23 protein-coding genes and 1 pseudogene are annotated in these 23,380 nt (G+C 60.6%); 9 read left to right on the forward strand and 15 right to left on the reverse strand.

The window, feature by feature from the left end; translation table 11 throughout:
- Positions 1 to 479: 479 nt before the first annotated feature.
- From PSH84_RS23040 to PSH84_RS23050, 3 genes are all read right to left on the reverse strand, one after another.
- Positions 480 to 728 (reverse strand): metallothionein, encoded by a 249-nt coding sequence (locus PSH84_RS23040; RefSeq protein ID WP_305467664.1) that lies wholly within the window; start codon positions 726 to 728, stop codon positions 480 to 482.
- A gap of 35 nt (positions 729 to 763) precedes the next feature.
- Positions 764 to 1,021 carry a hypothetical protein gene (locus PSH84_RS23045; RefSeq protein ID WP_122568461.1) on the reverse strand — a complete coding sequence of 86 codons (258 nt, stop codon included), beginning with the start codon at positions 1,019 to 1,021 and terminating at the stop codon, positions 764 to 766.
- A 62-nt stretch (positions 1,022 to 1,083) separates the two neighbouring features.
- Positions 1,084 to 1,593, reverse strand: a complete 510-nt coding sequence (locus PSH84_RS23050) for a ferritin-like domain-containing protein (protein ID WP_122568460.1) — start codon at positions 1,591 to 1,593, stop codon at positions 1,084 to 1,086.
- A gap of 182 nt (positions 1,594 to 1,775) precedes the next feature.
- Here PSH84_RS23050 and PSH84_RS23055 point away from each other — a divergent pair, with 182 nt between their 5' ends.
- On the forward strand, positions 1,776 to 2,603 hold the full coding sequence (locus tag PSH84_RS23055) for an NAD-dependent protein deacetylase (RefSeq protein WP_305467666.1): 828 nt from the start codon (positions 1,776 to 1,778) through the stop codon (positions 2,601 to 2,603).
- A gap of 116 nt (positions 2,604 to 2,719) precedes the next feature.
- Here the strand turns inward: PSH84_RS23055 and PSH84_RS23065 are convergent, their stop codons facing one another.
- A complete protein-coding gene (locus PSH84_RS23065) occupies positions 2,720 to 3,622 on the reverse strand; it encodes a LysR family transcriptional regulator (RefSeq protein WP_122568458.1) in 903 nt (300 codons plus the stop codon).
- Between the two features lie 237 nt (positions 3,623 to 3,859).
- On the opposite strand from PSH84_RS23065, the gene PSH84_RS23070 reads away from it, so the two are divergent.
- Genes PSH84_RS23070 through PSH84_RS23080 form a run of 3 tightly spaced genes read left to right on the forward strand, consistent with a single transcriptional unit; the run spans position 3,860 to position 6,452 of the window.
- Positions 3,860 to 4,558 (forward strand): CoA transferase subunit A, encoded by a 699-nt coding sequence (locus PSH84_RS23070; RefSeq protein ID WP_122568457.1) that lies wholly within the window; start codon positions 3,860 to 3,862, stop codon positions 4,556 to 4,558.
- 35 nt (positions 4,559 to 4,593) lie between these two features.
- The gene (locus tag PSH84_RS23075; protein ID WP_003180355.1) at positions 4,594 to 5,259 is read left to right on the forward strand and encodes a CoA transferase subunit B; all 666 of its coding nucleotides are present in this window, start codon (positions 4,594 to 4,596) and stop codon (positions 5,257 to 5,259) included.
- Positions 5,260 to 5,270: 11 nt separating this feature from the next.
- Complete coding sequence (locus PSH84_RS23080; protein ID WP_305481852.1) at positions 5,271 to 6,452, forward strand: acetyl-CoA C-acetyltransferase; 1,182 nt, start codon at positions 5,271 to 5,273, stop codon at positions 6,450 to 6,452.
- A 1,486-nt stretch (positions 6,453 to 7,938) separates the two neighbouring features.
- On the opposite strand, the gene PSH84_RS23085 is transcribed toward PSH84_RS23080, so the two are convergent.
- The 6 genes from PSH84_RS23085 to PSH84_RS23110 are packed head-to-tail and all read right to left on the reverse strand — an operon-like array spanning position 7,939 to position 13,888.
- Positions 7,939 to 9,681, reverse strand: a complete 1,743-nt coding sequence (locus PSH84_RS23085) for an ABC transporter substrate-binding protein (RefSeq protein ID WP_122568455.1) — start codon at positions 9,679 to 9,681, stop codon at positions 7,939 to 7,941.
- Positions 9,682 to 9,727: 46 nt separating this feature from the next.
- Entirely contained in the window at positions 9,728 to 10,000 is a 273-nt protein-coding gene (locus tag PSH84_RS23090; RefSeq protein WP_053184018.1) for a DUF2160 domain-containing protein, read from the reverse strand.
- 10 nt (positions 10,001 to 10,010) lie between these two features.
- Entirely contained in the window at positions 10,011 to 10,811 is an 801-nt protein-coding gene (locus PSH84_RS23095; RefSeq protein ID WP_014337490.1) for a carbohydrate ABC transporter permease, read from the reverse strand.
- A 10-nt stretch (positions 10,812 to 10,821) separates the two neighbouring features.
- Positions 10,822 to 11,688, reverse strand: coding sequence for a carbohydrate ABC transporter permease (locus tag PSH84_RS23100; RefSeq protein WP_030142069.1), 867 nt, complete (start codon positions 11,686 to 11,688; stop codon positions 10,822 to 10,824).
- Positions 11,685 to 12,794 carry an ABC transporter ATP-binding protein gene (locus PSH84_RS23105; RefSeq protein ID WP_305467671.1) on the reverse strand — a complete coding sequence of 370 codons (1,110 nt, stop codon included), beginning with the start codon at positions 12,792 to 12,794 and terminating at the stop codon, positions 11,685 to 11,687. Before PSH84_RS23105 ends, PSH84_RS23100 begins: the two co-directional genes overlap by 4 nt.
- The gene (locus tag PSH84_RS23110) at positions 12,794 to 13,888 is read right to left on the reverse strand and encodes an ABC transporter ATP-binding protein (protein WP_122568453.1); all 1,095 of its coding nucleotides are present in this window, start codon (positions 13,886 to 13,888) and stop codon (positions 12,794 to 12,796) included. Before PSH84_RS23110 ends, PSH84_RS23105 begins: the two co-directional genes overlap by 1 nt.
- A 397-nt stretch (positions 13,889 to 14,285) precedes the next feature.
- On the opposite strand from PSH84_RS23110, the gene PSH84_RS23115 reads away from it, so the two are divergent.
- Positions 14,286 to 16,130, forward strand: coding sequence for a sigma-54-dependent Fis family transcriptional regulator (locus PSH84_RS23115; RefSeq protein WP_305481853.1), 1,845 nt, complete (start codon positions 14,286 to 14,288; stop codon positions 16,128 to 16,130).
- Between the two features lie 101 nt (positions 16,131 to 16,231).
- Here the strand turns inward: PSH84_RS23115 and PSH84_RS23120 are convergent, their stop codons facing one another.
- On the reverse strand, positions 16,232 to 16,741 hold the full coding sequence (locus PSH84_RS23120) for an anti-virulence regulator CigR family protein (RefSeq protein ID WP_122568451.1): 510 nt from the start codon (positions 16,739 to 16,741) through the stop codon (positions 16,232 to 16,234).
- 129 nt (positions 16,742 to 16,870) lie between these two features.
- Here PSH84_RS23120 and PSH84_RS23125 point away from each other — a divergent pair, with 129 nt between their 5' ends.
- Positions 16,871 to 18,082, forward strand: a complete 1,212-nt coding sequence (locus tag PSH84_RS23125) for an MFS transporter (protein ID WP_305481854.1) — start codon at positions 16,871 to 16,873, stop codon at positions 18,080 to 18,082.
- Between the two features lie 233 nt (positions 18,083 to 18,315).
- Entirely contained in the window at positions 18,316 to 18,522 is a 207-nt protein-coding gene (locus PSH84_RS23130; protein ID WP_122568449.1) for a hypothetical protein, read from the forward strand.
- 53 nt (positions 18,523 to 18,575) lie between these two features.
- Here PSH84_RS23130 and PSH84_RS23135 read toward each other — a convergent pair whose 3' ends face one another.
- The 4 genes and pseudogenes from PSH84_RS23135 to PSH84_RS23150 all read right to left on the reverse strand — a co-directional run bounded on the left by PSH84_RS23135 (position 18,576) and on the right by PSH84_RS23150 (position 21,622).
- On the reverse strand, positions 18,576 to 18,884 hold the full coding sequence (locus PSH84_RS23135; protein ID WP_122568448.1) for an AzlD family protein: 309 nt from the start codon (positions 18,882 to 18,884) through the stop codon (positions 18,576 to 18,578).
- Positions 18,881 to 19,591, reverse strand: coding sequence for an AzlC family ABC transporter permease (locus PSH84_RS23140; RefSeq protein ID WP_305481855.1), 711 nt, complete (start codon positions 19,589 to 19,591; stop codon positions 18,881 to 18,883). Before PSH84_RS23140 ends, PSH84_RS23135 begins: the two co-directional genes overlap by 4 nt.
- 174 nt (positions 19,592 to 19,765) lie before the next feature.
- Positions 19,766 to 20,532, reverse strand: a pseudogene (locus tag PSH84_RS23145) (sulfite exporter TauE/SafE family protein).
- Between the two features lie 4 nt (positions 20,533 to 20,536).
- Complete coding sequence (locus PSH84_RS23150; RefSeq protein ID WP_305467678.1) at positions 20,537 to 21,622, reverse strand: TauD/TfdA family dioxygenase; 1,086 nt, start codon at positions 21,620 to 21,622, stop codon at positions 20,537 to 20,539.
- Positions 21,623 to 21,731: 109 nt separating this feature from the next.
- Here PSH84_RS23150 and PSH84_RS23155 point away from each other — a divergent pair, with 109 nt between their 5' ends.
- Together PSH84_RS23155 and PSH84_RS23160 are read left to right on the forward strand one after the other, a co-directional pair.
- Positions 21,732 to 22,646 carry a LysR family transcriptional regulator gene (locus PSH84_RS23155; RefSeq protein WP_122568444.1) on the forward strand — a complete coding sequence of 305 codons (915 nt, stop codon included), beginning with the start codon at positions 21,732 to 21,734 and terminating at the stop codon, positions 22,644 to 22,646.
- Between the two features lie 239 nt (positions 22,647 to 22,885).
- Positions 22,886 to 23,314, forward strand: a complete 429-nt coding sequence (locus PSH84_RS23160; RefSeq protein WP_305481856.1) for a DUF2628 domain-containing protein — start codon at positions 22,886 to 22,888, stop codon at positions 23,312 to 23,314.
- Positions 23,315 to 23,380 lie beyond the last annotated feature (66 nt).

Here is a 23,380-nt window from a genome sequence, read left to right on the forward strand (position 1 = left end):
TGACTCGTCTTATTCGGAAAACATGACGCCGCCAAGGTTTTAAGGAAACGCGGCAAACGGCGACGAATGGTCAACGCTTCTATTTACACCTGTACCCTTGATATTTATTGCAACAGGCTATTAAACAAGCGGCGACCGATTAACAGTCTTAACGCTAAAACTTCATCCAACGAAAAACCTGTGGGAGCGAGCTTGCTCGCGGTAGCGGTGTATCAGGCGATAGTGATAGTGAGTGATTGATCGCTATCGCGAGCAAGCTTGCTCCCACATGGATCTACGGAAAAACAGTGCGTGTCTTTCCACGCTGTCCGCCAAAGGCCGGGCCACGCCGGCACCCCATTGCACCGGTCTCGTCACCCTGGCCTCGCGCCGTTCCAGGAAGCCAAAACTCGCGGGCTGCCGGTGTTGTCCTGCACCACCGCACTGACCGGCTTGCGGCGTCCGGATACCCTGTCGCCGATACCCGGATTCAAGAATGCTCAGGGTGAAATCGGATCGCTCGCCGGAAACGTTTCCTCCAGCGCGTCGTCCAGTTGGTTGTTGGTGACATTCCGATCCCCCACCTTACCGCTGCGCTCGCAATGGCAATCGGGTGAAGGACAAGGTTCACCGTTGGGATGTTGTTCGGCGCAGGCCTGGCTGCAATACGCCTCGCCGTCGTGGTTGAACATCCGTTGCGGATCCACCTCGCATTGGCAATCGGGGCAACCGCACTTTACTTTGCTCATGCTCTTTCTCCCGAGGTAACGGGTTGAAGGCGCCGTCAAAACTGGACATCGAGGTTCGCCGTTGCTACACCGTGGTTGGCCACATACACATCGGCAGTCCAGCCCTTGGTCAGGTTGTGATAGGACTGGGTGCCCAGGGCCGTGCCGCTGTCCCACGCCAGAATGTCGCCAATATCGATGTCATTGGCTGAACTCAGCTTCAGCACCGTATGGCGGTCCTCTTGCTTCACATACACACCCACCATTGAGCTCTCTCGATTGATGGCCCGTACTTCACCCTGGGTCCGCTTCATACGTTTCCTCTCTCGGCAGTTTCAGGAGCAGCCACACCACAGGGCCGACCGCTCTTTGCTGCTCAGCGTTTGGCTTCGGTATGTGGGGTAGCCGAACGCTCCAGGAACGCCGCGGTAATCTGCGGCAGGTGGTCGCGCAACCAATCGGCCATGGCGATTTCCTGTGGCAGGATCTGTTCGCAGGCCCGTTGCGTCTCCACATCGCCGGCCATTTTCGCGGCCTCGATCAACACGGTGTAGGAGGCAATCTCGAGGTTCTCGAACACGTAGCCACTCATGGCGCCCTTGACCACTTCGTCGCTCATCGTCATCCCGCCCACCGCTTGACCAAAGGCCATGAGTTTGCCGGCCAGGTCCTTGAGCGTCGACGTACTGCCGCCCAGGCGCTGGATGCATTGCTCCACGAGCTTCTGCTGCCCGAGCGTCTCTTCCAGGTGCTGTTCGATCCGGGTCTTGAGCGCCGGGTAATGCTCGAGCCGCGCGGCCTGGGCCTTGAGCATTTTTTCCGCTTGCTGTTCCATGGCATGGGCATCGTTGAGCCAATCCAACAGGTTCTCTTTAGGCGTTGCCATTTCCTTCTCCTTAGCCCTGGTCGCCACTGCGGCGCAGCGCGACGGTTCTGAAATACCGCACATAAAGGTGGATATCGCGGCGCGGGGGAAAGTTTGAACAAACCAGCAGCCAGGGCGACGAAAGGCGTCTGCTCGCTCCAGGTGCTAACCTCAACGGCTCAAGGCCAGCGCAGACACCTTCCATGCCCGACGACTTTCACCAAGCCCCCATCGATCAGTTACTGGCGTACACCGCCGGGCGCCGCTTCCTCGTGCTCACCGGCGCCGGCATCAGCACCCCTTCGGGCATCCCCGATTATCGCGACAGCGACGGCGTGCGTCGGGGTCGACAGCCGATGATGTACCAGGAGTTCCTCGCCCAGGCCGAGGCACGACGGCGCTATTGGGCCAGGGCGATGCTGGGCTGGCCACGGGTCAGGCAGGCCAGGCCGAACGTCGCTCACGAAGCCTTGGCCGAGTTGCAGGCGCAGCAACGCATCACCGGCCTGATTACCCAGAATGTCGACACCCTGCATGACCAGGCCGGCAGCCAGGACGTCATCGAACTGCACGGCAGCCTGCATCGCGTGTTGTGCCTGGATTGCGGCCAGCGCAGCGAGCGACAGCAGATTCAGCGATTGATGGAAACCCAAAACCCTTACCTGGCCGGCGTCGATGCGGTACAGGCACCTGATGGCGACACCCTGCTCGACCCCGCGTTCGAGGCGCGCTTCCAAGTCCCCCATTGCCCCCATTGCGGCGGCGAGCGGTTAAAACCCGACGTGGTGTTTTTCGGCGAGAACGTCGCCCCCCTCACCGCGACCCGCGCCATGCAAGCCGTCGAGCACGCGGACGGCCTGCTGGTGGTGGGTTCGTCGCTGATGGCGTATTCAGCGTTTCGCCTGTGCCGGGCCATCAAGGACCAGGGCAAGCCGCTGCTGGCGATCAACCGAGGCAAGACCCGGGCTGATGAGCTGTTGGACCTCAAGCTGGAAGAACCCTGTGAGAAACTGTTACCGCTATTGATCTGACACCACGCAATCCCCCTGTGGGAGCGGGCTTGCTCGCGAAGGCGGTGTGTCAGTCAATATCCATGCTGGCTGATCCGACGCCTTCGCGAGCAAGCCCGCTCCCACAGGAATTGTGGCTACTTCGCGGTCAACTGCGCCCCTATATCCTGATCCCTGAGCGTATCGAACAACGCCTGCGCCGCCGCTGACAGTTCATGCCCCGGCTTGGTCAGCACCCCGATGGCTCGCTCGATCACCGGATCGCTCAAGGTGATGCAGCGGGCCCCCAGCTCATGCATCTGCCCGACACACAGCGCCGGCACGGCACTCACCCCCAGCCCACTGGCGACCATCCGCCCGACGGTCGCCAACTGGTGGCTCTCGAACTCCACGGGCAGCTTCATCCCTCGGGCCTGCAGATGCTCTTCCAACATCACCCGCACGGTGGAGGGCCGTTGCAGCGTGATGAAGGGCTGCTCCAGCAGGGTTTCCCAGTGGATTTCGTCGTGCTGGGCAAACGGTGAGTCCAGCGGCACCACCGCGACGAAGCGATCGAGGTACAAAGGCGTGAACGCCAAAGACGAACCCTGCATCGGCTCGAACGCCACGCCCAGTTCGACATGGCGATCACGGACCATTTCCAGCACCTGTTCATTGATCACATCGTTGACCGTGACGTTGACATTCGGATAGCGGGCGCGGAAGGTCTTGAGGATCGGCGGCAACAGGTTGCCGGCAAACGAAGGCATCGCCGCCAGCGTCACGCGACCGCGCTGCAAGGTGAAGCGCTGGCGCATTTCGTCCTCGGCGTTGTCCCAGTCGGCCACCAGTCGGCGGGCCAGGGGCAGCAGCGACTCACCTTCGGGGGTCAACGCCACGTTGCGGGTATTGCGGCTGAACAAGCGGCCACCGAGGCCTTCTTCCAGGGCCTTGATGGTCAAGCTCAGGGCCGATTGGGAGAGGTGCAGCCGCTCGCAGGCCACGGCGAAACTCAGACTCTGGGCCACGGCGAGGAAGGCGCGAACTTGCTTGAGGGTCATGGTCGTTTTGTGTCCGGTTGGGTAGGAGCTGTCGAAGGCTGCGATCTTTTGATCTTTCGCTTGAGATTCACGCGTTATTGGAAAGATCGCAGCCTCGTTGCACTCGACAGCTCCTACGGAAGGAGGCAACTATTGAGTTTTATCAATTAATTCAATCTAAAAATCAACTTAACAAATATATGACTTGGCGCAACACTGCATTCCATTGCGACCCCATCAAGAATAAAAGAGGTGTCTATGGCAGGTTTCGACAAACGCGTGAGCTCTTATGAGCAAGCGCTGGAAGGCTTGAAGGACGGCATGACCGTCATCGCCGGCGGCTTCGGCCTGTGCGGTATCCCGGAAAACCTGATCGCCGAGATCAAGCGCAAGGGCATCCGCGACCTCACCGTGGTGTCCAACAACTGCGGCGTGGACGGTTTCGGCCTCGGCGTGCTGCTGGAAGACCGGCAGATCCGCAAGGTGGTCGCCTCCTACGTGGGCGAGAACGCCCTGTTCGAGAAGCAGCTGCTGAGCGGCGAAATCGAAGTCGTGCTCACCCCCCAAGGCACCCTCGCCGAAAAAATGCGCGCCGGTGGCGCAGGCATCCCGGCCTTCTTCACCGCCACCGGCGTCGGCACCCCCGTGGCCGAAGGCAAGGAAGTGCGTGAATTCCATGGCCGCCAGTACCTGATGGAAGAATCCATCACTGGCGACTTCGCCATCGTCAAAGGCTGGAAGGCTGACCATTTCGGCAACGTGATCTATCGCCACACCGCCCAGAACTTCAACCCGCTGGCCGCCACAGCGGGCAAGATCACCGTGGTGGAAGTCGAAGAAATCGTCGAACCCGGCGAGCTGGACCCGACGCAGATCCACACCCCTGGCATCTACGTCGACCGGGTCATTTGCGGCACGTTCGAAAAACGCATCGAACAGCGCACCGTGCGCAAGTGACCCCCTGCCCCCGGCCCGAATGAAGGAATAAGAACATGGCACTTTCCCGCGAACAAATGGCTCAACGCGTCGCCCGCGAAATGCAGGACGGCTACTACGTGAACCTGGGCATCGGCATTCCGACCCTGGTCGCCAACTACATTCCCGAAGGTATGGAAGTCATGCTGCAATCGGAAAACGGCCTGCTCGGCATGGGCGCGTTTCCCACCGAAGCCGAAGTCGACGCTGACATGATCAACGCCGGCAAGCAGACCGTCACCGCACGCATCGGCGCGTCGATCTTCTCTTCGGCCGAATCGTTTGCCATGATCCGTGGCGGCCACATCGACCTGACCGTGCTCGGCGCATTCGAGGTGGATGTCGAAGGTAACATTGCCTCGTGGATGATCCCCGGCAAGCTGGTCAAGGGCATGGGCGGCGCGATGGACCTGGTGGCCGGTGCCGAGAACATCATCGTCACCATGACCCATGCGTCCAAGGACGGTGAGTCGAAACTGCTGCCGCGCTGCAGCCTGCCGCTGACCGGTGCCGGGTGCATCAAGCGCGTGCTGACCGACCTGGCCTACCTGGAAATCCAGGACGGCGCCTTCATCCTGAAAGAACGCGCTCCAGGCGTCAGCGTCGAGGAAATCGTCGCCAAGACCGCCGGCAAGTTGATCGTGCCGGACCACGTGCCTGAAATGCAGTTCGCTGCCCAGTGAGGAGAGATTCGATGCAAGAAGTCGTGATTGTCGCCGCTACCCGTACCGCCATCGGCAGCTTCCAGGGTTCGCTGGCTGCCATTCCCGCCCCGGAACTCGGTGCGGCGGTGATTCGTCGCCTGCTGGAGCAGACCGGTTTGTCCGGCGAGCAGGTCGATGAAGTGATTCTTGGCCAGGTGCTGACCGCAGGTTCTGGGCAAAACCCGGCGCGCCAGGCGTCGATCCTCGCTGGCCTGCCCCACGCCGTGCCGGCGCTGACTTTGAACAAGGTCTGCGGCTCAGGGCTCAAGGCGTTGCACCTGGGCGCCCAGGCGATCCGCTGTGGCGATGCCGAGGTCATCATCGCTGGCGGCATGGAAAACATGAGCCTGGCTCCGTACGTGTTGCCGGTCGCCCGTACCGGCCTGCGCATGGGCCACGCGAAGATGATCGACAGCATGATCACCGACGGTTTGTGGGATGCCTTCAACGATTACCACATGGGCATCACCGCCGAGAACCTGGTGGACAAGTACGAGATCAGTCGCGAGGAGCAGGACGCCTTCGCCGCCGCGTCCCAGCAGAAAGCCGTCGCCGCCGTTGAAGGCGGTCGGTTCGCCGATGAGATCACGCCGATCCTGATTCCCCAGCGCAAAGGCGATCCCGTGGCGTTCGCCACGGATGAACAGCCGCGCGCCGGTACCACCGCTGAATCCCTGGGCAAGCTCAAGCCGGCCTTCAAGAAGGACGGCAGCGTCACTGCGGGTAATGCGTCCTCGCTGAATGATGGCGCCGCCGCCGTGATCCTGATGAGCGCGGAAAAAGCCAAGGCCCTCGGCCTGCCGGTCCTGGCGAAAATCAGTGCATACGCCAATGCCGGCGTCGACCCGGCCATCATGGGCATTGGCCCGGTCTCGGCCACCCGTCGCTGCCTGGACAAGGCTGGCTGGTCGCTGGAGCAGCTTGACCTGATCGAAGCCAACGAAGCCTTCGCCGCCCAGTCGCTGGCCGTAGCCCGGGAACTGAAATGGGACATGAACAAGGTCAACGTCAATGGCGGCGCCATCGCCCTGGGCCACCCTATCGGTGCCTCGGGTTGCCGGGTCCTGGTGTCGCTGCTGCATGAAATGATCAAGCGCGACGCCAAGAAAGGCCTCGCGACCCTGTGCATCGGCGGCGGCCAAGGCGTGGCCCTGGCACTGGAGCGAGCATAACCGACACGGGTACAACGGTGGCTGCACGGACCCACGAATATCCGCGCAGCCACTGGCACCACCACCGGCGCGACCTCGGTTGCGCCGGTTTTTTTTTGTCTGCTGGTTTATGTGCATGGCTTGCCGACCCCATCGCGAGCAAGCTCGCTCCCACAGGGGACCAGGGGTACACAACCTCTATGTTCGCCACAAAACCCTGTGGGAGCCGGGCTTGCCCGCGATGGCGGCGGTACATTCAGCCTCCCAGTGACAGATACACCGCTTTCGCGAGCAAGCCCGCTCCCACAGGGGACCAGGGGGTACACAACCTCTATGTTCGCCACAAAACCCTGTGGGAGCCGGGCTTGCCCGCGATGGCGGCGGTACATTCAGCCTCCCAGTGACAGATACACCGTTTTCGCAAGCAAGCCCGCTCCCACAGGGGACCAGGGGTACACAACCTCTATGTTCGCCACAAAACCCTGTGGGAGCCGAGCTTGCTCGCGATGGCGGCGGTACATTCAGCCTTCCAGTGACAGATACACCGCTTTCGCGAGCAAGCCCGCTCCCACAGGGGACCAGGGGTACACAACCTCTATGTTCGCCACAAAACCCTGTGGGAGCCGAGCTTGCTCGCGATGGCGGCGGTACATTCAGCCTCCCAGTGCCAGATACACCGCTTTCGCGAGCAAGCTCGCTCCCACAATGGACCAGGGGTACACAACCTCTATGTTCGCCACAAAACCCTGTGGGAGCCGGGCTTGCCCGCGATGGCGGCGGTACATTCAGCCTCCCAGTGACAGATACACCGTTTTCGCAAGCAAGCCCGCTCCCACAGGGGACCAGGGGTACACAACCTCTATGTTCGCCACAAAACCCTGTGGGAGCCGAGCTTGCTCGCGATGGCGGCGGTACATTCAGCCTCCCAGTGACAGATACACCGCTTTCGCAAGCAAGCCCGCTCCCACAGGGGGCCAGGGGGTACACAACCTCTATGCTCGCCACAAAACCCTGTGGGAGCCGGGCTTGTCCGCGATGGCGGCGGTACATTCAGCCTCCCAGTGACAGATACACCGCTTTCGCGAGCAAGCTCCCACAGGGGACCAGGGGGTACACAACCTCTATGCTCGCCACAAAACCCTGTGGGAGCCGGGCTTGCTCGCGAAGGCGGCGGTACATTCAGCCTCCCAGTGACAGATACACCGCTTTCGCGAGCAAGCTCCCACAGGGGACCAGGGAGTACACAACCTCTATGTTCGCCACAAAACCCTGTGGGAGCCGGGCTTGCCCGCGATGGCGGCGGTACATTCAGCCTCCCAGTGACAGATACACCGCTTTCGCGAGCAAGCCCGCTCCCACAGGGGGCCAGGGGGTACACAACCTCTATGCTCGCCACAAAACCCTGTGGGAGCCGAGCTTGCTCGCGATGGCGGCGGTCTGTCTGCCGCGGTAAGCCCAGACAAAAAAACGGCACCTTTCGGTGCCGTTCGTTTTCACATTCGGGGCTTTACTTGCGTGCCGCCTCCCATGATTTCAACAGCTCGGTGTAGCTCACGGTTTCGCCTTTAGGCTTCTCGTTCGCCAGTTTCGGCTTCGGTGCGCCCGGTTGATCGAACCAGTATTGCGCGTCGCGCTCAGGGTTCATCTTAGGTGCGCAAGTGGCTTGGGCCTTGGAGCGTTCCAGACGGGTCATGATCGCGTCCTGATCCTTGGCCAAACCGTCGAGGGCCTGCTGCGGGGTCTTCTCGCCACTGGCGGCTTCGGCGATGTGGCTCCACCACAGTTGCGCCAGGCGTGGGTAGTCCGGCACGTTGGTCCCGGTCGGGGTCCATTGCACGCGGGCCGGGCTGCGGTAGAACTCCACCAGGCCACCGAGTTTCGGCGCCAGGTCGGTCAGCGCCTGGGAGTTGATGTCCGACTCACGAATCGGCGTCAGGCCCACGATGGTCTTCTTCAGCGACACGGTCTTGGACGTCACGAACTGCGCATAGAGCCAGGCCGCGAGTTTTTGCTTCTCAGGCGTGGACTTCATGAACGTCCAGGAACCCACGTCCTGATACCCCAGCTTCATGCCCTCTTCCCAATACGGACCGCGTGGCGAAGGTGCCATGCGCCATTTCGGCGTGCCATCGGCGTTCATCACCGGCAGGCCCGGCTTGGTCATGTCGGCAGTGAAAGCGGTGTACCAGAAGATCTGCTGGGCGATGTTGCCCTGGGACGGCACCGGACCGGACTCGGAGAAGGTCATGCCCGCCGCTTCCGGTGGCGCGTATTTCTTCATCCAGTCCACGTATTTGGTGGTGGCGAACACGGCCGCGGGACCGTTGGTGTCGCCGCCACGGGTCACGCTGGAACCGACCGGATGGCAGTCTTCGACGCGAATGCCCCACTCGTCCACCGGCAAACCGTTGGGCAGGCCCTTGTCGCCGCCACCGGCCATGGAGAACCAGGCATCGGTAAAGCGCCAGCCCAGGGACGGGTCTTTCTTGCCGTAGTCCATGTGACCGTAGACGCGCTTGCCGTCGATCTCCTTGACGTCTTCGGAGAAGAACTTGGCGATGTCTTCATAAGCCGACCAGTTCACCGGCACACCCAACTCGTAGCCGTACTTCTCCTTGAACTTGGCCTTCAGGTCCGCACGCTCGAACCAGTCGGCGCGGAACCAGTACAAGTTGGCGAATTGCTGGTCAGGCAGTTGATAGATCTTGCCGTCCGGCGCGGTGGTGAAGGAAATGCCGATGAAATCCTTCAGGTCGAGGGTCGGCGAGGTGTAATCCTTGCCTTCATTGGCCATCAGGTCAGTGATCGATTCGGTCTTGCCGTAGCGGAAATGCGTACCGATCAAGTCCGAGTCGTTGACCCAGCCGTCATAGATATTCTTGTCCGATTGCATCTGGGTCTGCAGCTTCTCCACCACGTCGCCTTCCTGGAGCAGGTCGTGGGTCAGCTGGATCCCAGTGATTTCGCTGAAGGCCTTGGCCAGCACTTTGGATTCATATTCGTGGGTGGCGATGGTTTCCGACACCACGTTGATTTTCATCCCGCGAAACGGCTGGGCGGCCTTGATGAACCACTTGAGTTCTTCGAGCTGCTGCTCGGCTGTCAGGGTCGACGGCTTGAATTCACTGCCGATCCATTTTTTAGCGGCGTCTTCATAGGCGTCGGCCCAGGCCGTAGCGCTCAGCCCGCTGAGTGCCAGCATGGCTGCCAATGAAACGCTATGTCGCAGCTTATTGTTTTTATCGAACATAGAGACCTCCTGTTTGGGTTTAAGAGCTTTCGTCGAACCTTTGCGACTAGCCCCACCGCATCACTGCCAACAGCCACACCCAAGACAACGCGAACGCTATCCAGATGCTCCAGTCGGTGGCGCCGATCACCAGCAGATGCAGGTAGGCGCTACCGAGAAGACCGATAAACAACCGATCGCCACGGGTGGTGGCAATCGGCAGGAAACCGCGCCGAGGGATGCTCGGCGAACGCAGTTCCCAGGTGGTCATGCCCGCCAGCAGCAAGGCGATGACCGCAAAAAAAGCCGCCGTCGGGCCGGTCCAGTTCATCCATTCCATCATCGACTCCTCAGACCCGGCCCAGGGCAAAGCCCTTGGCCACGTGGTTGCGAACGAACCAGATCACCAGCATGCCCGGCAGGATGGTCAACACCCCCGCCGCCGCCAGCACACCCCAGTCGATACCGGACGCCGACACCGTGCGGGTCATGACCGCCGCGATCGGCTTGGCATTCACCGAGGTGAGCGTGCGCGCCAGCAACAGTTCGACCCAGGAAAACATGAAGCAGAAAAATGCCGTGACACCGATGCCGGAGCCGATCAACGGAATGAAGATCTTGGCGAAGAACTTGGGGAAACTGTAGCCGTCAATGTAGGCGGTCTCGTCAATTTCTTTCGGCACCCCGGACATGAACCCTTCGAGGATCCACACCGCCAGCGGCACGTTGAACAGACAGTGGGCCAGGGCCACGGCGATATGGGTGTCGAACAGCCCAATCGACGAGTACAGCTGGAAGAACGGCAACAGGAACACCGCCGGTGGCGCCATGCGGTTGGTCAGCAGCCAGAAGAACAGGTGCTTGTCCCCCAGGAACCGATAGCGGGAGAACGCATAGGCCGCCGGCAGCGCGACGCCCAGGGAAATCACCGTGTTCAGGCTCACGTAGTACAGCGAGTTCAGGTAACCGGTGTACCAGCTCGGGTCGGTGAAGATCACCTTGTAGTTGTGGAAGGTGAAATCGTGCGGCCACAGGGTCAGGCCGCCAAGGATCTCGGTGTTGCTCTTGAACGACATGTTCAGCAGCCAGTAGATCGGCACCAGCAGGAACAGAATGTAGATCAGCAACGGAATCAGCTTTCTCTTGCTCATCGTGCGGGCCTCAACGGTTGGCGTCGGAGTGCGTCATGGCGGTGTAGAACAGCCAGGACACCAACAGAATGATCAGGAAATACACCAGGGAAAACGCCGCCGCCGGGCCCAGGTCGAATTGGCCGATTGCCATCTGCGTCAGGGTCTGGCTGAGGAACGTGGTGGCGTTGCCCGGGCCGCCGCCGGTGAGTACGAACGGCTCGGTGTAGATCATGAAGCTGTCCATGAAGCGCAGCATCACGGCGATCAGCAGCACGCTCTTCATCTTCGGCAACTGGATGTGACGGAACACTGCCCAGTTCGATGCCCGGTCGATCCGCGCGGCCTGGTAGTACACGTCGGGAATTGCCCGCAGCCCCGAATAGCACAGCAGCGCCACCAACGACGTCCAGTGCCAGACGTCCATCACCAGCACGGTGACCCAGGCGTCCATGGTGTTGGCCGCATAGTTGTAGTTGATGCCCAGGCCGTTGAGGGTCGAGCCCAGCAAACCGATGTCGGCGCGGCCGAAGATCTGCCAGATGGTGCCCACCACGTTCCACGGGATCAGCAGCGGAATGGCCAGGATGATCAGCACCAGGGACGACCATTTGCCCTTGGTCGGCATGGTCAGGGCGATGGCGATGCCCAAGGGAATTTCAATCAGCAGCACGCACGCCGAGTAGATGAACTGGCGCAGCAACGAGTCGTGCAAACGTGGATCGAGCAGCACCTGCTTGTACCAGTCGGCGCCGACGAAGTAGCGGCTGGACTGGTCGAAGATGTCCTGCACCGAATAGTTGACCACGGTCATCATCGGGATCACGGCGCTGAAAGCCACCAGCAGGAACACCGGCAACACCAGCCACCAGGCCTTGTTGTTCTGCACCTTGTTCATGGCTGCACCTCGCTCAACGGTTCCAGCAAATACTCATCGGCATAGACCATCAGCCATTGGGCCGGAAAACTGATATACGCCGTGCCTTCGGGCACCGGCTTGTCTTCGGCCAGGCGGACCTTCAGCGGTGCGCCATCGAGGTTGAGGGTCAGGATCTTGTAGGTGCCCAGGTCTTCGACGTGAACCACGTCAGCCCGCATCGCGTCGTCGTAAGGGCCATCCCAGACATGCACGAACTCGGGGCGGATACCGACCTTCAGGCTTTTGCCTTCGGCTTCGGCGACCCGCCGTTGCAAGGCGTCCGACAGCGGCAAGTGAGTCGAGGCGAAACCGACGCCACCGGGCTGCGCCGTGACCTCGATCAGGTTCATCCCCGGGCTGCCGATGAAGTAGCCGACAAAGGTGTGGCTCGGGCGCTCGAACAAATCCCGAGGCGTGCCGAACTGCACGATCTGGCCGCCGTACATCACCGCGATCTTGTCGGCGAACGTCGAGGCTTCCAACTGGTCGTGGGTGACGTAGACCATGGTGATGTTGAACTGCTCATGGATCTGCTTGAGCTTGCGCCGCAGTTTCCATTTCAGGTGCGGGTCGATCACCGTCAGCGGTTCGTCGAACAGGATCGCCGACACATCGTCGCGCACCAGCCCGCGGCCCATGGAGACTTTCTGCTTCTCATCGGCGGTGAGGTTGCGGGCTTTTTTGTCCAGCAGGTTCTGCAGGTCCAGGACCTCGGCGATTTCCTGCACCTTGGTGTGGATCCGCGCTTCGGCCATGCCCTGGTTGCGCAGCGGGAACGCCAGGTTGTCGAACACCGTCATGGTGTCGTACACCACCGGGAACTGGAACACCTGGGCGATGTTGCGGTGTTCCGGGGTCAGGTCGTTGACGACTTTGCTGTCGAACATCACCTGCCCTTCGGAGGGGCTGAGCAAGCCGGAAATGATGTTGAGCAAGGTGGACTTACCGCAGCCCGAAGGCCCGAGCAGCGCATAGGCGCCGCCCTGCTCCCAGATGTGGTTCATCTCGCGGATCGCGTAGTCCTCGGGGCCCGCCGGGGTACTGGTGTAGCTGTGGGCGAGGTTCTGCAAACGAATTTCGGCCATCAGGCAACCCTCGCGATACGCTGGCCAGGGGCTTGGACCAACTTGCCCTGGGCGTCGAAGACAAACAGTTTATGGGTCGGAATGTAGATGCGAATCGGCGTGTCCACGTCGTACTCATGCACCCCTGGCAAGTGCAGCACCAGCAGGAAATGCTCGTTGCGCACGTGCAGGAACGTCTCCGAGCCGCTGATCTCGGCCACCTCGACGGTCACCGCCAGTTCGAGGTCGTCATCGTTGCTCGGCACCAGGGAAATATGGCTGGGGCGCACGCCGAAGCGGAACTCACCCTCGCCCACCGGGCGCAGGTCGACGTTCAACGGAAAGTGGACAAAGTTGGCGAAGCTGACTTCATTGCCGGCGATACGCCCTGGCATGAGGTTGATCGGTGGTTCGGAAAACAACTCGGCGGCCAACACGGTTTGTGGCTGGTGATAGACCGAGGACGACTTGCCGCTCTGAATCACCCGACCCTCATGCAGGATCGTCGTGGTGCCGCCCAAAGCCAGCGCTTCGTTAGGCTCGGTGGTGGCGTAGACGGCGATGGTGTGGCGGGCCTGGAACAGCTCGCGCATTTCCTGACGCAGCTCTTCACGCAGCTTGTAGTCCAGGTTCACCAGTGGCTCGTCGAACAGAATCAGCTCGGCGTCCTTGACCAGCGCCCGGGCCATGGCCGTGCGCTGCTGCTGGCCGCCGGACAATTCCAGTGGATGACGCTTGAGGAATTTCTCGATCCGCAACATTTTTGCGGTTTCCAGGACCTTGCTCTGGATGACCTCTTCGGACACCCCGCCCTGGCGCAACGGCGAGGCGATGTTTTCGAAAACGGTCATGGTCGGGTAGTTGATGAACTGCTGGTAAACCATCGACACGTTGCGCAACCGCACCGGGCGGTTGGTGACATCGACGCCGTTCATCAGGATGCGGCCGCTGTCGGGCTTGTCCAGACCGGCCATCAGGCGCATGAGGCTGGTCTTGCCGGACAGCGTGCGGCCCAACAGGACGTTGAAGGATCCGGGTTCGAAACTCAGATTGGCATCGTCGATCCAGGTCTGGCCTTCGACGGTGCGACAGATGTGCTCAAGCTTTAATGACATGGCTCGGCCTTTTTATTATTTGGAGTCAAGCGACCCGAATCTAAAAGCGAAAGCCGTGCCATAAATCAAAAGCCTTTGATCTTATTGGTTTTTTATAAAATCCTTCAGAAAAATACGTTCGTTGATGAACACAAGTGAACAACCATGACTGAACAACTGAACAATTCGCGGGTTGACAATGAACAATTTTGAACAACACTGAATAGGACCTGTGGGAGCGAGCTTGCTCGCGATAGCGGTGGGTCAGTTGAATCAATGTGACTGATCCACCGCTATCGCGAGCAAGCTCGCTCCCACAGGGTCGGTGCATATTAAGTAGTGCCTGGATCTGCCCCAGCACAAGGAGTCTGTGCGAGACTTGCCACAACAATAAAAACAGCTCCTGCGAGAGTGCCCCATGGCCGCACCAGCTCCTGCCTTGTCCCACGAGGCCATCATCCAGGCCTCCTGGTCCCGTTGCCGCGCCTTTGGCCTGAATCACCAGAGCGTGCCGGCCTTCGATCAGGTGCCCGCCCAAGGCATCGCCCAATTGCTGGAGAGCCAGCATTCGCTGGTGCAGACCACTCATCAGGAGGTCTTGCCGTATTACGAGAACATCCTGAGCAACTCCAACTGCTTGATCATGCTGGCCGACAACCAGGGCCAGGTGCTGACCTCCTGGGGCACCCAGCGCTTCATCGAGCCGAAACTGGCCCATGGCTTCAGCGCCGGGGCGAGCTGGATGGAGCGCTGTACCGGCACCAACGCCATCGGCACCGCGCTGGCCTGCGAACAGGCGGTGCACATCGAACACGATGAACACTTCCTCAAGGCCAACCGCTTCATGACCGGCTCCGCCGCGCCGATCTTCGATGCCGAGCGCAAGGTCATCGCCGTGCTGGACGTCTCCAGCGACAGCTACCTGCCGCCGTCCCACACCCTGGGCATGGTCAAAATGATGAGCCAGACCGTGGAAAACCGGCTGATCCTCAACCTGTTTCGCGGTGAACACTTCCAGTTGACGTTCAATACCGGCTTGAACAACCTCGACAGCCAGTGGGCCGGGCTGCTGATCTTCGACGAGAGCGGCCAGGTCCTGTCCGCCAACCGCCGGGCCGACAACCTGCTGGGCCTGAGCCTGTCACGGGTCAGTATCGAAAGCCTGTTCAAGGTCTCGCTGCTGGAACTGCTGAACCAACCCGACGGCCTGCCGTTCGCCCTGCAAGCGTCCGGCAGCAATCGATTCCAGTGCTTGCTCAGGCGCCCGAGCCAGGTGTCGATCAGGGCCCGCGTCTTCACCGAGGCGACGCCTGCGCCGGCGCCCGCCAGCAATGCCATCAGCCTCAACACCCTGCACTTCGGTGACAGCCGTGTGGAGAAAGCCGTGCGCCAGGCCGAGCGTTTGCTGGAGAAGGACATTCCGCTGCTGATCCATGGCGAGACCGGCGTCGGCAAGGAAGTGTTCGTCAAAGCCCTGCACCAGGCCAGTTCGCGCTGCAAACAGCCGTTCATTGCCGTCAACTGCGCGGCGATCCCCGCCGAGTTGGTGGAATCGGAACTGTTCGGTTATGAAAAAGGCGCGTTCACCGGCGCCAACCAGAAAGGCAGCATAGGCCTGATCCGCAAGGCCGACCGCGGTACGCTGTTCCTCGACGAAATCGGCGACATGCCCCTGCCGACCCAGGCCCGACTGCTGCGGGTCCTGCAGGAGCGTTGCGTGCAACCGGTGGGCAGCGCCGAGCTGTTCCCGGTGGACATCCGCATCATCTCCGCCACCAACCGCTCGCTGCGTGAACAGGTGCAGTTGGGGCGGTTTCGCGAAGATCTGTACTACCGCATCGGCGGCCTGACCCTGGAGCTGCCGCCCCTGCGCGAACGCAGCGACAAGCAGGCGCTGTTCAAACGCCTGTGGGAACACCACCGCGAACCGACCCAATGGGCCGGCCTGAGCCGTGAGGTGCTGGACCTGTTCGAACGCCATCCGTGGCCGGGCAACCTGCGACAGGTCAGCAGCGTGCTGCAAGTGGCCTTGGCGATGGCCGAGGAACAGCCGATCCGCCCGGAGCACCTGCCCGATGATTTTTTTGTCGACCTGGAAATGGAACCGGTGGAAACACCGGAGCCGCTGACCGTGGACCTCAACGATGCCGAAGACCTGAACCGTCAATTGCAGGCAGTGGGCGGCAATATTTCCCACCTGGCGCGCCGACTGGGGGTCAGCCGCAACACCTTGTACAAGCGCCTGCGACAACTCGAAAGCTGATACAAGACCCGTGGGAGCAGGCTCGCTCCCACAGGAGGTTCGTTTCACTGACGGGCACCACTCCGAAGAGGCCACCCTTTACCTTTTATTGAAGCACCAGGTCAGTCGAACGCGCCATTGAGCACTTCATAGATGATGCCAGTGGCGATCGCCACCAGGATCAGGTCCGTGCCAACCTGCTGCCATTCATAACCGTCATAGTGCGGCAACCGCCCCAGCAACCGGCCGTCGAGCTTCTTGGCGATGCCAGGTGGCAACGGTTTGCCGCGGGCGAGGTTTTTCTGGATGCCCGGCGGCAATGCCGGACCGGGGCTCCAATAATCGCGATAGCCACCAATCACACCCAAAATACCGCCACGGTCGATGCTCGGACCGTTATGCCAATCGCCGCCACCGCCTTGGTTTCCCTTGCCGCCCTGATTGCCCTTGTTACCGGGGTTTCCTTGACCGCCCTTGTTGCCCTGCCCGCCTTTACCTCCCTGTCCATGACCGGGGCCTTGATCGAATTGAGCGTTTCCCTTGCCGTTGCCCGGGTCTGCGACAACAATGCCAGGGCCCGCCACCAGGGCGAAACAGGTCACTGCAGCAATCAACGAGCGCGATTTGAACATGGCAGTTCTCTCAAAAAAGGGATGTCCCCTGTAAAGATATAGAGACTCACCGTGATATTAGTTCCATATCACACTGCGCGCCGCGTGCCTGAACCGGATGACACCAGAACACAACAATCAAGGAGCGCCATGCGCAAGGATTACCTGGCTTTTTTCGCCTCGATGTTCCTCTCCCGGTTGGCCGACCAGATCTTGCTGTTCATCGTCCCGCTGATTGTTTTCCAAACCACTAACAGCGTCGCCTGGGCAGGCCTGGCCTTTTTCGTCGAATCCTTGCCACGCTATTTGGCGTTCCCGATCTGCGGCGCACTGTGCGACAAGTTCCCTCCGATTCGCATCCTGCACATCAGCCAGGTCTATCGCGCCGCGGCCTGCGGCGTGGCGGTCGTGCTGTATGGCGTCTTCGGCGGCATCTATTGGATAGTGGCGCTCTCGGCCCTGTGCGGCGTATTGACCACGCAAGGCATCATGGCCCGCGAAGTGGTGATGCCGTACATCTTCAAGCACTACACCTACACCAAGACCCTGTCCTACTCGCAAATCGCCGACCAGACCGGCTTGGTGCTGGGCCCGCTGATCGCTGCGCTGCTGCTTGAAGTGTGGGCGTGGCATTGGGTGGTGCTGGCGATTGCCGGGCTGTTCCTGCTGGCGGACCTGGCCATGGGGTACTGGCAACGCACCAGCTCGGTCACCCTGGAAGCCTTCGAGCAACATCACGACCTCTGGCTGAACCCGCTGCGCGTTGCCTTCGGTCACATTCGCAACCTGGCGGAACTGAAAAAAATCATCAGCCTGGCGGTGGGCGTCAACCTGATCATCGGTGTCACCCTCGCCACGTCGGCGGCCATGGTCATCGGCCACTACGGCGCTGGAAAGGATGATTACGCCGGGTTGCAGGCGGCCGGTGCGGTGACCACCATCGTCATCCTGTTTATCCTGGCCCGGGTGACCTTGCCGTTGAAGCTGCTGGGGGCCCTCTCCTACACGCTGATCGCCGTCGGCGCCTTCATCACCGCCCTCAGCCCGAACACAGGGGGCTACGTCGTCGGTTTCTTGCTGATCGTCGGTTTCGACAAAATGTTCAACGTCTACTTCCGCACCCTGCGCCAACAAGTCATTCCACCCCAGGACTTCGGCAAGACCGTCGGCGTCATCACGCTGCTTAATAACCTGTCGCAACCGCTCGCTGGCCTGCTCGTCGCGGCGCTGGCCGCGCCTGTTGGGACGCAAAAAGTGATTCTGCTGCTGGCGGTTGCCACCAGCCTGATCGGAATCGCAGTGGGCGTGCTGAACAGGCATTCAATACATGCATCCAGCGTCTACAACACCGAAACCGACTGACCCAGTCCGAGGGTCGGTTTGTATTATCAGTGACTTATTGTTGAGGCATGGTTGAAACGTTGCCAGCGTCGAGGTACGTCTGCCTCGCCATTCGTCAGCTGTCAAATGTCGTGACCACCCAGCGGCCCTGTCTGGCTCAGGGCTTGCACTGGTCTGTCTCAGCAGCCAAGAACGACGTAATTCTGACGCGGCGGCAAATTAATCAATGCTTGGTCAGCAAACGGAGATGTACCGTGTCAACTCTCAACGAAATCGCAGCGAACCACGCGAGAATGGCAAAGTTAAAGGAAGAAGAGTCGATGCGGCTGAGCGCGCTTCAGGGCCAGGTGGTGGGGAGTTTTGAAATTCCACCCATCGAGGCGCCACAGGAAATGTCGCTGCACTTCATGACGGGTGTACAGGATCACTCGTTTGGGGACGCATCTGCGCTGAGTTTTTGACCTGGGTGTTGAGGAGGCCCCGTCGCCCGGTTGTAAGCGGGCGACTTGGCCGTTCAGAACTGTCTGGCTAAAGCTGCTGCAAGTATGCCGGCCGCAATGGCTGGCAGCGGTTTTTTCAATGTCAACATGACGATTGCCGTGGTCAGCAAAGCCAGGCGTGCGCCGTTGTCACCTTTAACCGCCAGCGGAGCCAGCACCGCCACCAGCACCGAACCGGACATGGCCGTGATGAACTGCTGCACCCGATAGTTGATCGGCACGAACGACATCACGAAAACACCGCCCCACCGAGTCGCCAATGTCACCGCGGCCATTATCAAGATGATCAGCAAGGTGCCATAACCCGCCGTTTCGATGTTCATTGTTGTTTCTCCATCCACAGTGCACCCAGAACGCCTCCCGCCAAAGCCCCCACCACGACATGACTGTTCGCCGGCAAATACCAGTAGGCCAACAGCGATGAGCAGGCCGCCACGGTCCAGATGATGAACATGCGCAGGTTCTTTTTCCCGCCGACAACCATCGCCAACAAGAAACAGCCCATCACCATATCGAGCCCGAAACTGACCGGGTTCTCGATGGCGCTGCCAAAATGAAGCCCCAGCCAACTGCCCAGGATCCAAGCGACCCAGAGTGCAATGCCGCCGCCGGATAAAAGCCCGAGCCCCGGCTTGCCCCGACTGAACGCCTGCATCGCCATTGCCCAGTTGGCGTCCGACACAACCAGCATCACACCGTAGCGTTTGGCAACGGGCAACTCCCGCAGCCAGGGGTAAAGCGTCGCGCCCATCAACAAGTGCCGGGCGTTGATGGCGAAGACCGTGATCATCAGGGGAACGACCGGAACTTGCTGTCCCCACAGATCCAGCGCGGCAAATTGAGAAGCGCCGGCAAAAACCAGGGTGCTCATGAGCACGGCTGACGTATCACTCAAGCCCGTTTGCGCAGCCGCCAGGCCGAAAGCAACGCCGAACACGACGACGAAAAGAGAGATGGGGATCAGTTGCTTGAAACCGTCGTAGATGTGATTCAACGTCAGCGCGTGCAGGTGGGGTTCAACATTCGACAAAACAGGGCCTCTTCTGAATATCTGCGGTGCAAAAACCGAGAGTATGGGGCTGAATCTGCTTGTCGAACACTTTTTGGCGGGTCAATGGGCAACTCAACCCGCCGAGCCTTAGAGATTGCGCGTGACAAACCGCCAAAGTGGGTAAACGTCAAATCCTTGCATAGTCCTTCCAGATCAGCCTTGGAGGATCAGGTCATAGGACAGCTTGCTGATCAGGATCACCAGCAGCACCAGGAACAGCGCGCGGACAAAGGGCACTCCCTTGCGCACCGCCAGCCAGGTGCCAGTCAGCGCGCCGAGGATATTGAACAGCGCCATCGGCAGCGCTACCAAGTAGAGAACGTTGCCGCTCGGTATAAAGAACAGCAGCGCTGCGACATTGGTGGCGATATTCACCAGCTTGGCCGACGCCGAGGCGTGCAGGAAGTCGAAGGCGAAGCAGCGAATGAACAGGAAGATCAGGAAGCTGCCGGTGCCCGGTCCGAACAAACCGTCGTAGAAGCCGATGGCGCCACCGACCAGTACCGCCAGCAGCTTCTCCTTGGTGCCGATGTGCATGGGCTTGTGCAGGCTGCCGAAGTCCTTTTTCCAGAAGGTATAGATCGCCATCAGCATGATTAGCACCAATACCGCCGGGCGCATCAGTGCCTGCGGCACGATCGATACCGTCGCCGCGCCAGCGAAGGCCATGACAAAAGCCGCGCCGGCGGCAGGAAAACTACCAGGCTCCAGTCGATCACCACCTTGCGCACGAACGAGCGTGCGGCAAAGGCCGTGCCGCAGGCCGCCGCGACCTTGTTGGTTCCGAGCAGGGCGGCGGGCTGGGCGCTGGGTAGCACATTGAACAGTGCCGGGATCTGGATCAGGCCGCCGCCGCCGACGGCCGCATCGATCAGACCGGCGGCGAAGGCGAAGACACATAGCAGGACGATATCGAACATTGAATCAGGCTCTGGCGATAAAGGGGTGGGTGGTTGAGATCGGGAGCAGACGCTTGCGGTCGTTGACGCCGAAGACCCGCAGCATCCAGCGGTCCAGACCGTCGTAGCGCGGCGCGAAGCCATCGCGCGCGTGCAAGGTCTGCTGGTTCTTGAAGATCAGCATGTCGCCGGGCTGCAGCAGTACCGAGCGGACCACGTCAGGGTGACTGGCGGCGGCGGCGAACAGTTGCAGGGCCAGTCGCGAGTGCTCGCAGTGAGCGCTGACGCTGGCCATGTTGTAGCGACAGTGCAGGCCGCCGCTGCTGGGCCGGTAGAGCAGCGGGACATGTTCCAGGACCTTGCCCTGGTGGTCGAACGAGTCCGGCCGGCGTACCGAAAAGCTCGGGCGCAGCAGCTCCTGCTCGACGAAGTCCGGCAGCATGTTGAGCACGTCGGCAATCGCGACGATCCGTGTCGGCACCGTCAGTTCGCAGCGCAAGCCGGTCAGGCTCAGGTACTCGGGACAGGCGGACAACTGCTGCACGGCCTCGCAGCTGAGCGGCAGGTGTGGGTTGTCGACATGCATGCCCAGGTCCAGGAGCGAGCCGTAAGAACTCTTCTCGGTTTCCCGCTGCTGCCTGGGCGAGACATGGCGAAATACGCTGTCCTCGCTCTCTCCCTGGTAACCCACCGGGCAGGTGCCGAGCACGGCGAGTACCGCGAGGATCGCCCCTGCGACCACCGGCAGTTCGGCAATATCCGGGTCGCCGCCGTAGGGCGTCGCCGGCAACTGCGCATCGACCGGCAGGCCACGGATCACCAGCGCCACCTCGTCGCAGTGCTGGAAGTCACGCAGCAAGCGGGATTTTTCCGGAGCCAGCAGTTGTTCCAGGCAGCGTCCGAGGGCCGGCATCTGCCGCAGGCCGCAGGCGCTGTCGCCGATTGCGAAATGCTTGAGTTCGGCGTGGAGTTTTCTTTTTTCTTCGTAGGAAATCTGTAATTCGACCAAAGGCAGTTCTGTCGAGAGGGGGGCTTTTGGCACCAGCCATTCGTGGGTCGCTTCGCCCGCAAGGGCGGTTGCTTTTCTAAGTGTTTCATCCAGCGTTGACATATCCATCGCTCCTATTTAGCTACGTCCTTGTGGTGAGAGCGGGAAGGCTAACGGAAGGGGCTTTTTTGTGTTGCAATGTCATATTGTGAAAAGTGCAATGAGGTGGCCGATGGCACTGGATATGTTGGCTGATCTTGAAGCCTTTGCGACGGTGGCCCGCAAGCGCAGCTTTGTCGTCGCAGCCCGGAGCCTGGGGCGCTCCCCTAGCTCGCTGACCCGCGCCATTCAAGGGCTGGAAGAACGTAGCGGGGTCAAGCTGTTCAATCGCTCGGCCAATGCCGTGACGCTGACCGAGGCCGGCGAGCGGCTACTGCCCCACTCCTACAGAATGCTCGATCTGCAACGTGAGGCGGACGAGGACCTGGCCGGGCTCAACGGCCTGGCCACCGGCTGGATCCGCTTTTCCGCACCGGAATCCTTGGCCCACACAGTGGTCCCCGGGTTGATCGCCCAGTACAGCCAGCGTTATCCCGATGTCAGCGTGGATGTGATCTTCACCGATGCAGCGGTCGATCCGGTCAAGGGCAAGCTGGACTTTTCGATTCGCGGCGCCTTTCCACAATCCAGCGACCTGATCGGCTACCCGCTGTGGAGCTATTCGCGCTACCTCTACGCCAGCCCTGGCTATCTGGAGCGATGCGGGCTGCCAGCGTCCATCGAGGCGCTGGAACAGCACGCATTGATCCTGCACACGGCGCCGCGGATTCTCAAGGAATGGAATTTTCGTGGGCCGGGCCAGGCCGGCAGTTTTCGCGTGCACCCCAAGTTTCGTTTCAGTTCCGGCGCGGCGGTGTTCCAGGCTGCGCTGGCCGGTGCCGGGATTGCCCGTCTGGCCGACTGGCTGGCGGAGCCGGAAGTGGCGGCGGGACGCCTGGCGCGGGTGTTCCCCGAGTACAAGCTGACCTCCAGCACGGGTGAAGACCCGCGCATGCATGCGGTCTATCCAGCCGGCAACCTGCCGTTGCGGGTCAAGAACCTGCTGGACATGATCCGTGTCTACGGTGACAGCGTCAGTCGCTCCTGAAGCTCGGCCGACGCCCCCCAATTGAAAAAATAGAGTGAAGCACGTCACAGACCAGACGACCGCTCAAGCGGGCCAGTGCGGAATGTTCCACACCAAGGGCCATAAAACGGCAAAATAAGCACTTCAGGGACTCATTCGAGCCCTTCGTCAAAGATCAAAGCAATCAATGCGCTAGAAACAGAGCACAGGATTTCTTGGAAGAAAGAAAAGTTACTTATGGAAAGCAGGAGCCTTGCAAAATGAGCACGACTGAACAAGTACAAAGCACCGGTAAATACAGCGCCAAATGGCAGGAGCGCTTCGACTTCTTTGACACCTACGGTGCGCCAAACGACCCGCGCTACAAGGAAGCCGTCAAGACGTTGCCTGGCGTCAAGAAGAAGATCCTCATCAACGCCAACGTGATTGCGTTTTTCTTCGGCCCTATCTACCTGTTCGTCCTGGGTCTGTGGAAGAAAAACCTGGCCCTGTTTGGTATTTTTCTGGCGATCCACATCGCATTGAGCGTGATTTTCGCCATCATTGGCATGGAGTTTCCTCGGCCATTGAGCACTGGCCTGAGCATCGCCATGTCGATGATGTACGCACTCATGGCCAACTACGCGTACTACCTCAAGGAAGTGAAAGGCGAGCAAGGCTGGAACCCGTTCAAAGGCATGCGTCTCTGATTGCAGGCTTGGGTCATCAACAGCCCGCGCCTCGTCATGAGTGTGCGGGCTTGTTGTTTCTGAAGG

This window comes from Pseudomonas beijingensis (assembly GCF_030687295.1).
GTDB lineage: Bacteria > Pseudomonadota > Gammaproteobacteria > Pseudomonadales > Pseudomonadaceae > Aquipseudomonas > Aquipseudomonas beijingensis.

Bases quoted from the DNA above. Each gene is read 5' to 3' on its own strand.
- PSH84_RS23040 (WP_305467664.1), bottom strand. From the start codon at position 728: ATGAGCAAAGTAAAGTGCGGTTGCCCCGATTGCCAATGCGAGGTGGAT.
- PSH84_RS23045 (WP_122568461.1), bottom strand. From the start codon at position 1,021: ATGAAGCGGACCCAGGGTGAAGTACGGGCCATCAATCGAGAGAGCTCA.
- PSH84_RS23050 (WP_122568460.1), bottom strand. From the start codon at position 1,593: ATGGCAACGCCTAAAGAGAACCTGTTGGATTGGCTCAACGATGCCCAT.
- PSH84_RS23055 (WP_305467666.1), top strand. From the start codon at position 1,776: ATGCCCGACGACTTTCACCAAGCCCCCATCGATCAGTTACTGGCGTAC.
- PSH84_RS23065 (WP_122568458.1), bottom strand. From the start codon at position 3,622: ATGACCCTCAAGCAAGTTCGCGCCTTCCTCGCCGTGGCCCAGAGTCTG.
- PSH84_RS23070 (WP_122568457.1), top strand. From the start codon at position 3,860: ATGGCAGGTTTCGACAAACGCGTGAGCTCTTATGAGCAAGCGCTGGAA.
- PSH84_RS23075 (WP_003180355.1), top strand. From the start codon at position 4,594: ATGGCACTTTCCCGCGAACAAATGGCTCAACGCGTCGCCCGCGAAATG.
- PSH84_RS23080 (WP_305481852.1), top strand. From the start codon at position 5,271: ATGCAAGAAGTCGTGATTGTCGCCGCTACCCGTACCGCCATCGGCAGC.
- PSH84_RS23085 (WP_122568455.1), bottom strand. From the start codon at position 9,681: ATGTTCGATAAAAACAATAAGCTGCGACATAGCGTTTCATTGGCAGCC.
- PSH84_RS23090 (WP_053184018.1), bottom strand. From the start codon at position 10,000: ATGGAATGGATGAACTGGACCGGCCCGACGGCGGCTTTTTTTGCGGTC.
- PSH84_RS23095 (WP_014337490.1), bottom strand. From the start codon at position 10,811: ATGAGCAAGAGAAAGCTGATTCCGTTGCTGATCTACATTCTGTTCCTG.
- PSH84_RS23100 (WP_030142069.1), bottom strand. From the start codon at position 11,688: ATGAACAAGGTGCAGAACAACAAGGCCTGGTGGCTGGTGTTGCCGGTG.
- PSH84_RS23105 (WP_305467671.1), bottom strand. From the start codon at position 12,794: ATGGCCGAAATTCGTTTGCAGAACCTCGCCCACAGCTACACCAGTACC.
- PSH84_RS23110 (WP_122568453.1), bottom strand. From the start codon at position 13,888: ATGTCATTAAAGCTTGAGCACATCTGTCGCACCGTCGAAGGCCAGACC.
- PSH84_RS23115 (WP_305481853.1), top strand. From the start codon at position 14,286: ATGGCCGCACCAGCTCCTGCCTTGTCCCACGAGGCCATCATCCAGGCC.
- PSH84_RS23120 (WP_122568451.1), bottom strand. From the start codon at position 16,741: ATGTTCAAATCGCGCTCGTTGATTGCTGCAGTGACCTGTTTCGCCCTG.
- PSH84_RS23125 (WP_305481854.1), top strand. From the start codon at position 16,871: ATGCGCAAGGATTACCTGGCTTTTTTCGCCTCGATGTTCCTCTCCCGG.
- PSH84_RS23135 (WP_122568448.1), bottom strand. From the start codon at position 18,884: ATGAACATCGAAACGGCGGGTTATGGCACCTTGCTGATCATCTTGATA.
- PSH84_RS23150 (WP_305467678.1), bottom strand. From the start codon at position 21,622: ATGTCAACGCTGGATGAAACACTTAGAAAAGCAACCGCCCTTGCGGGC.
- PSH84_RS23155 (WP_122568444.1), top strand. From the start codon at position 21,732: ATGGCACTGGATATGTTGGCTGATCTTGAAGCCTTTGCGACGGTGGCC.
- PSH84_RS23160 (WP_305481856.1), top strand. From the start codon at position 22,886: ATGAGCACGACTGAACAAGTACAAAGCACCGGTAAATACAGCGCCAAA.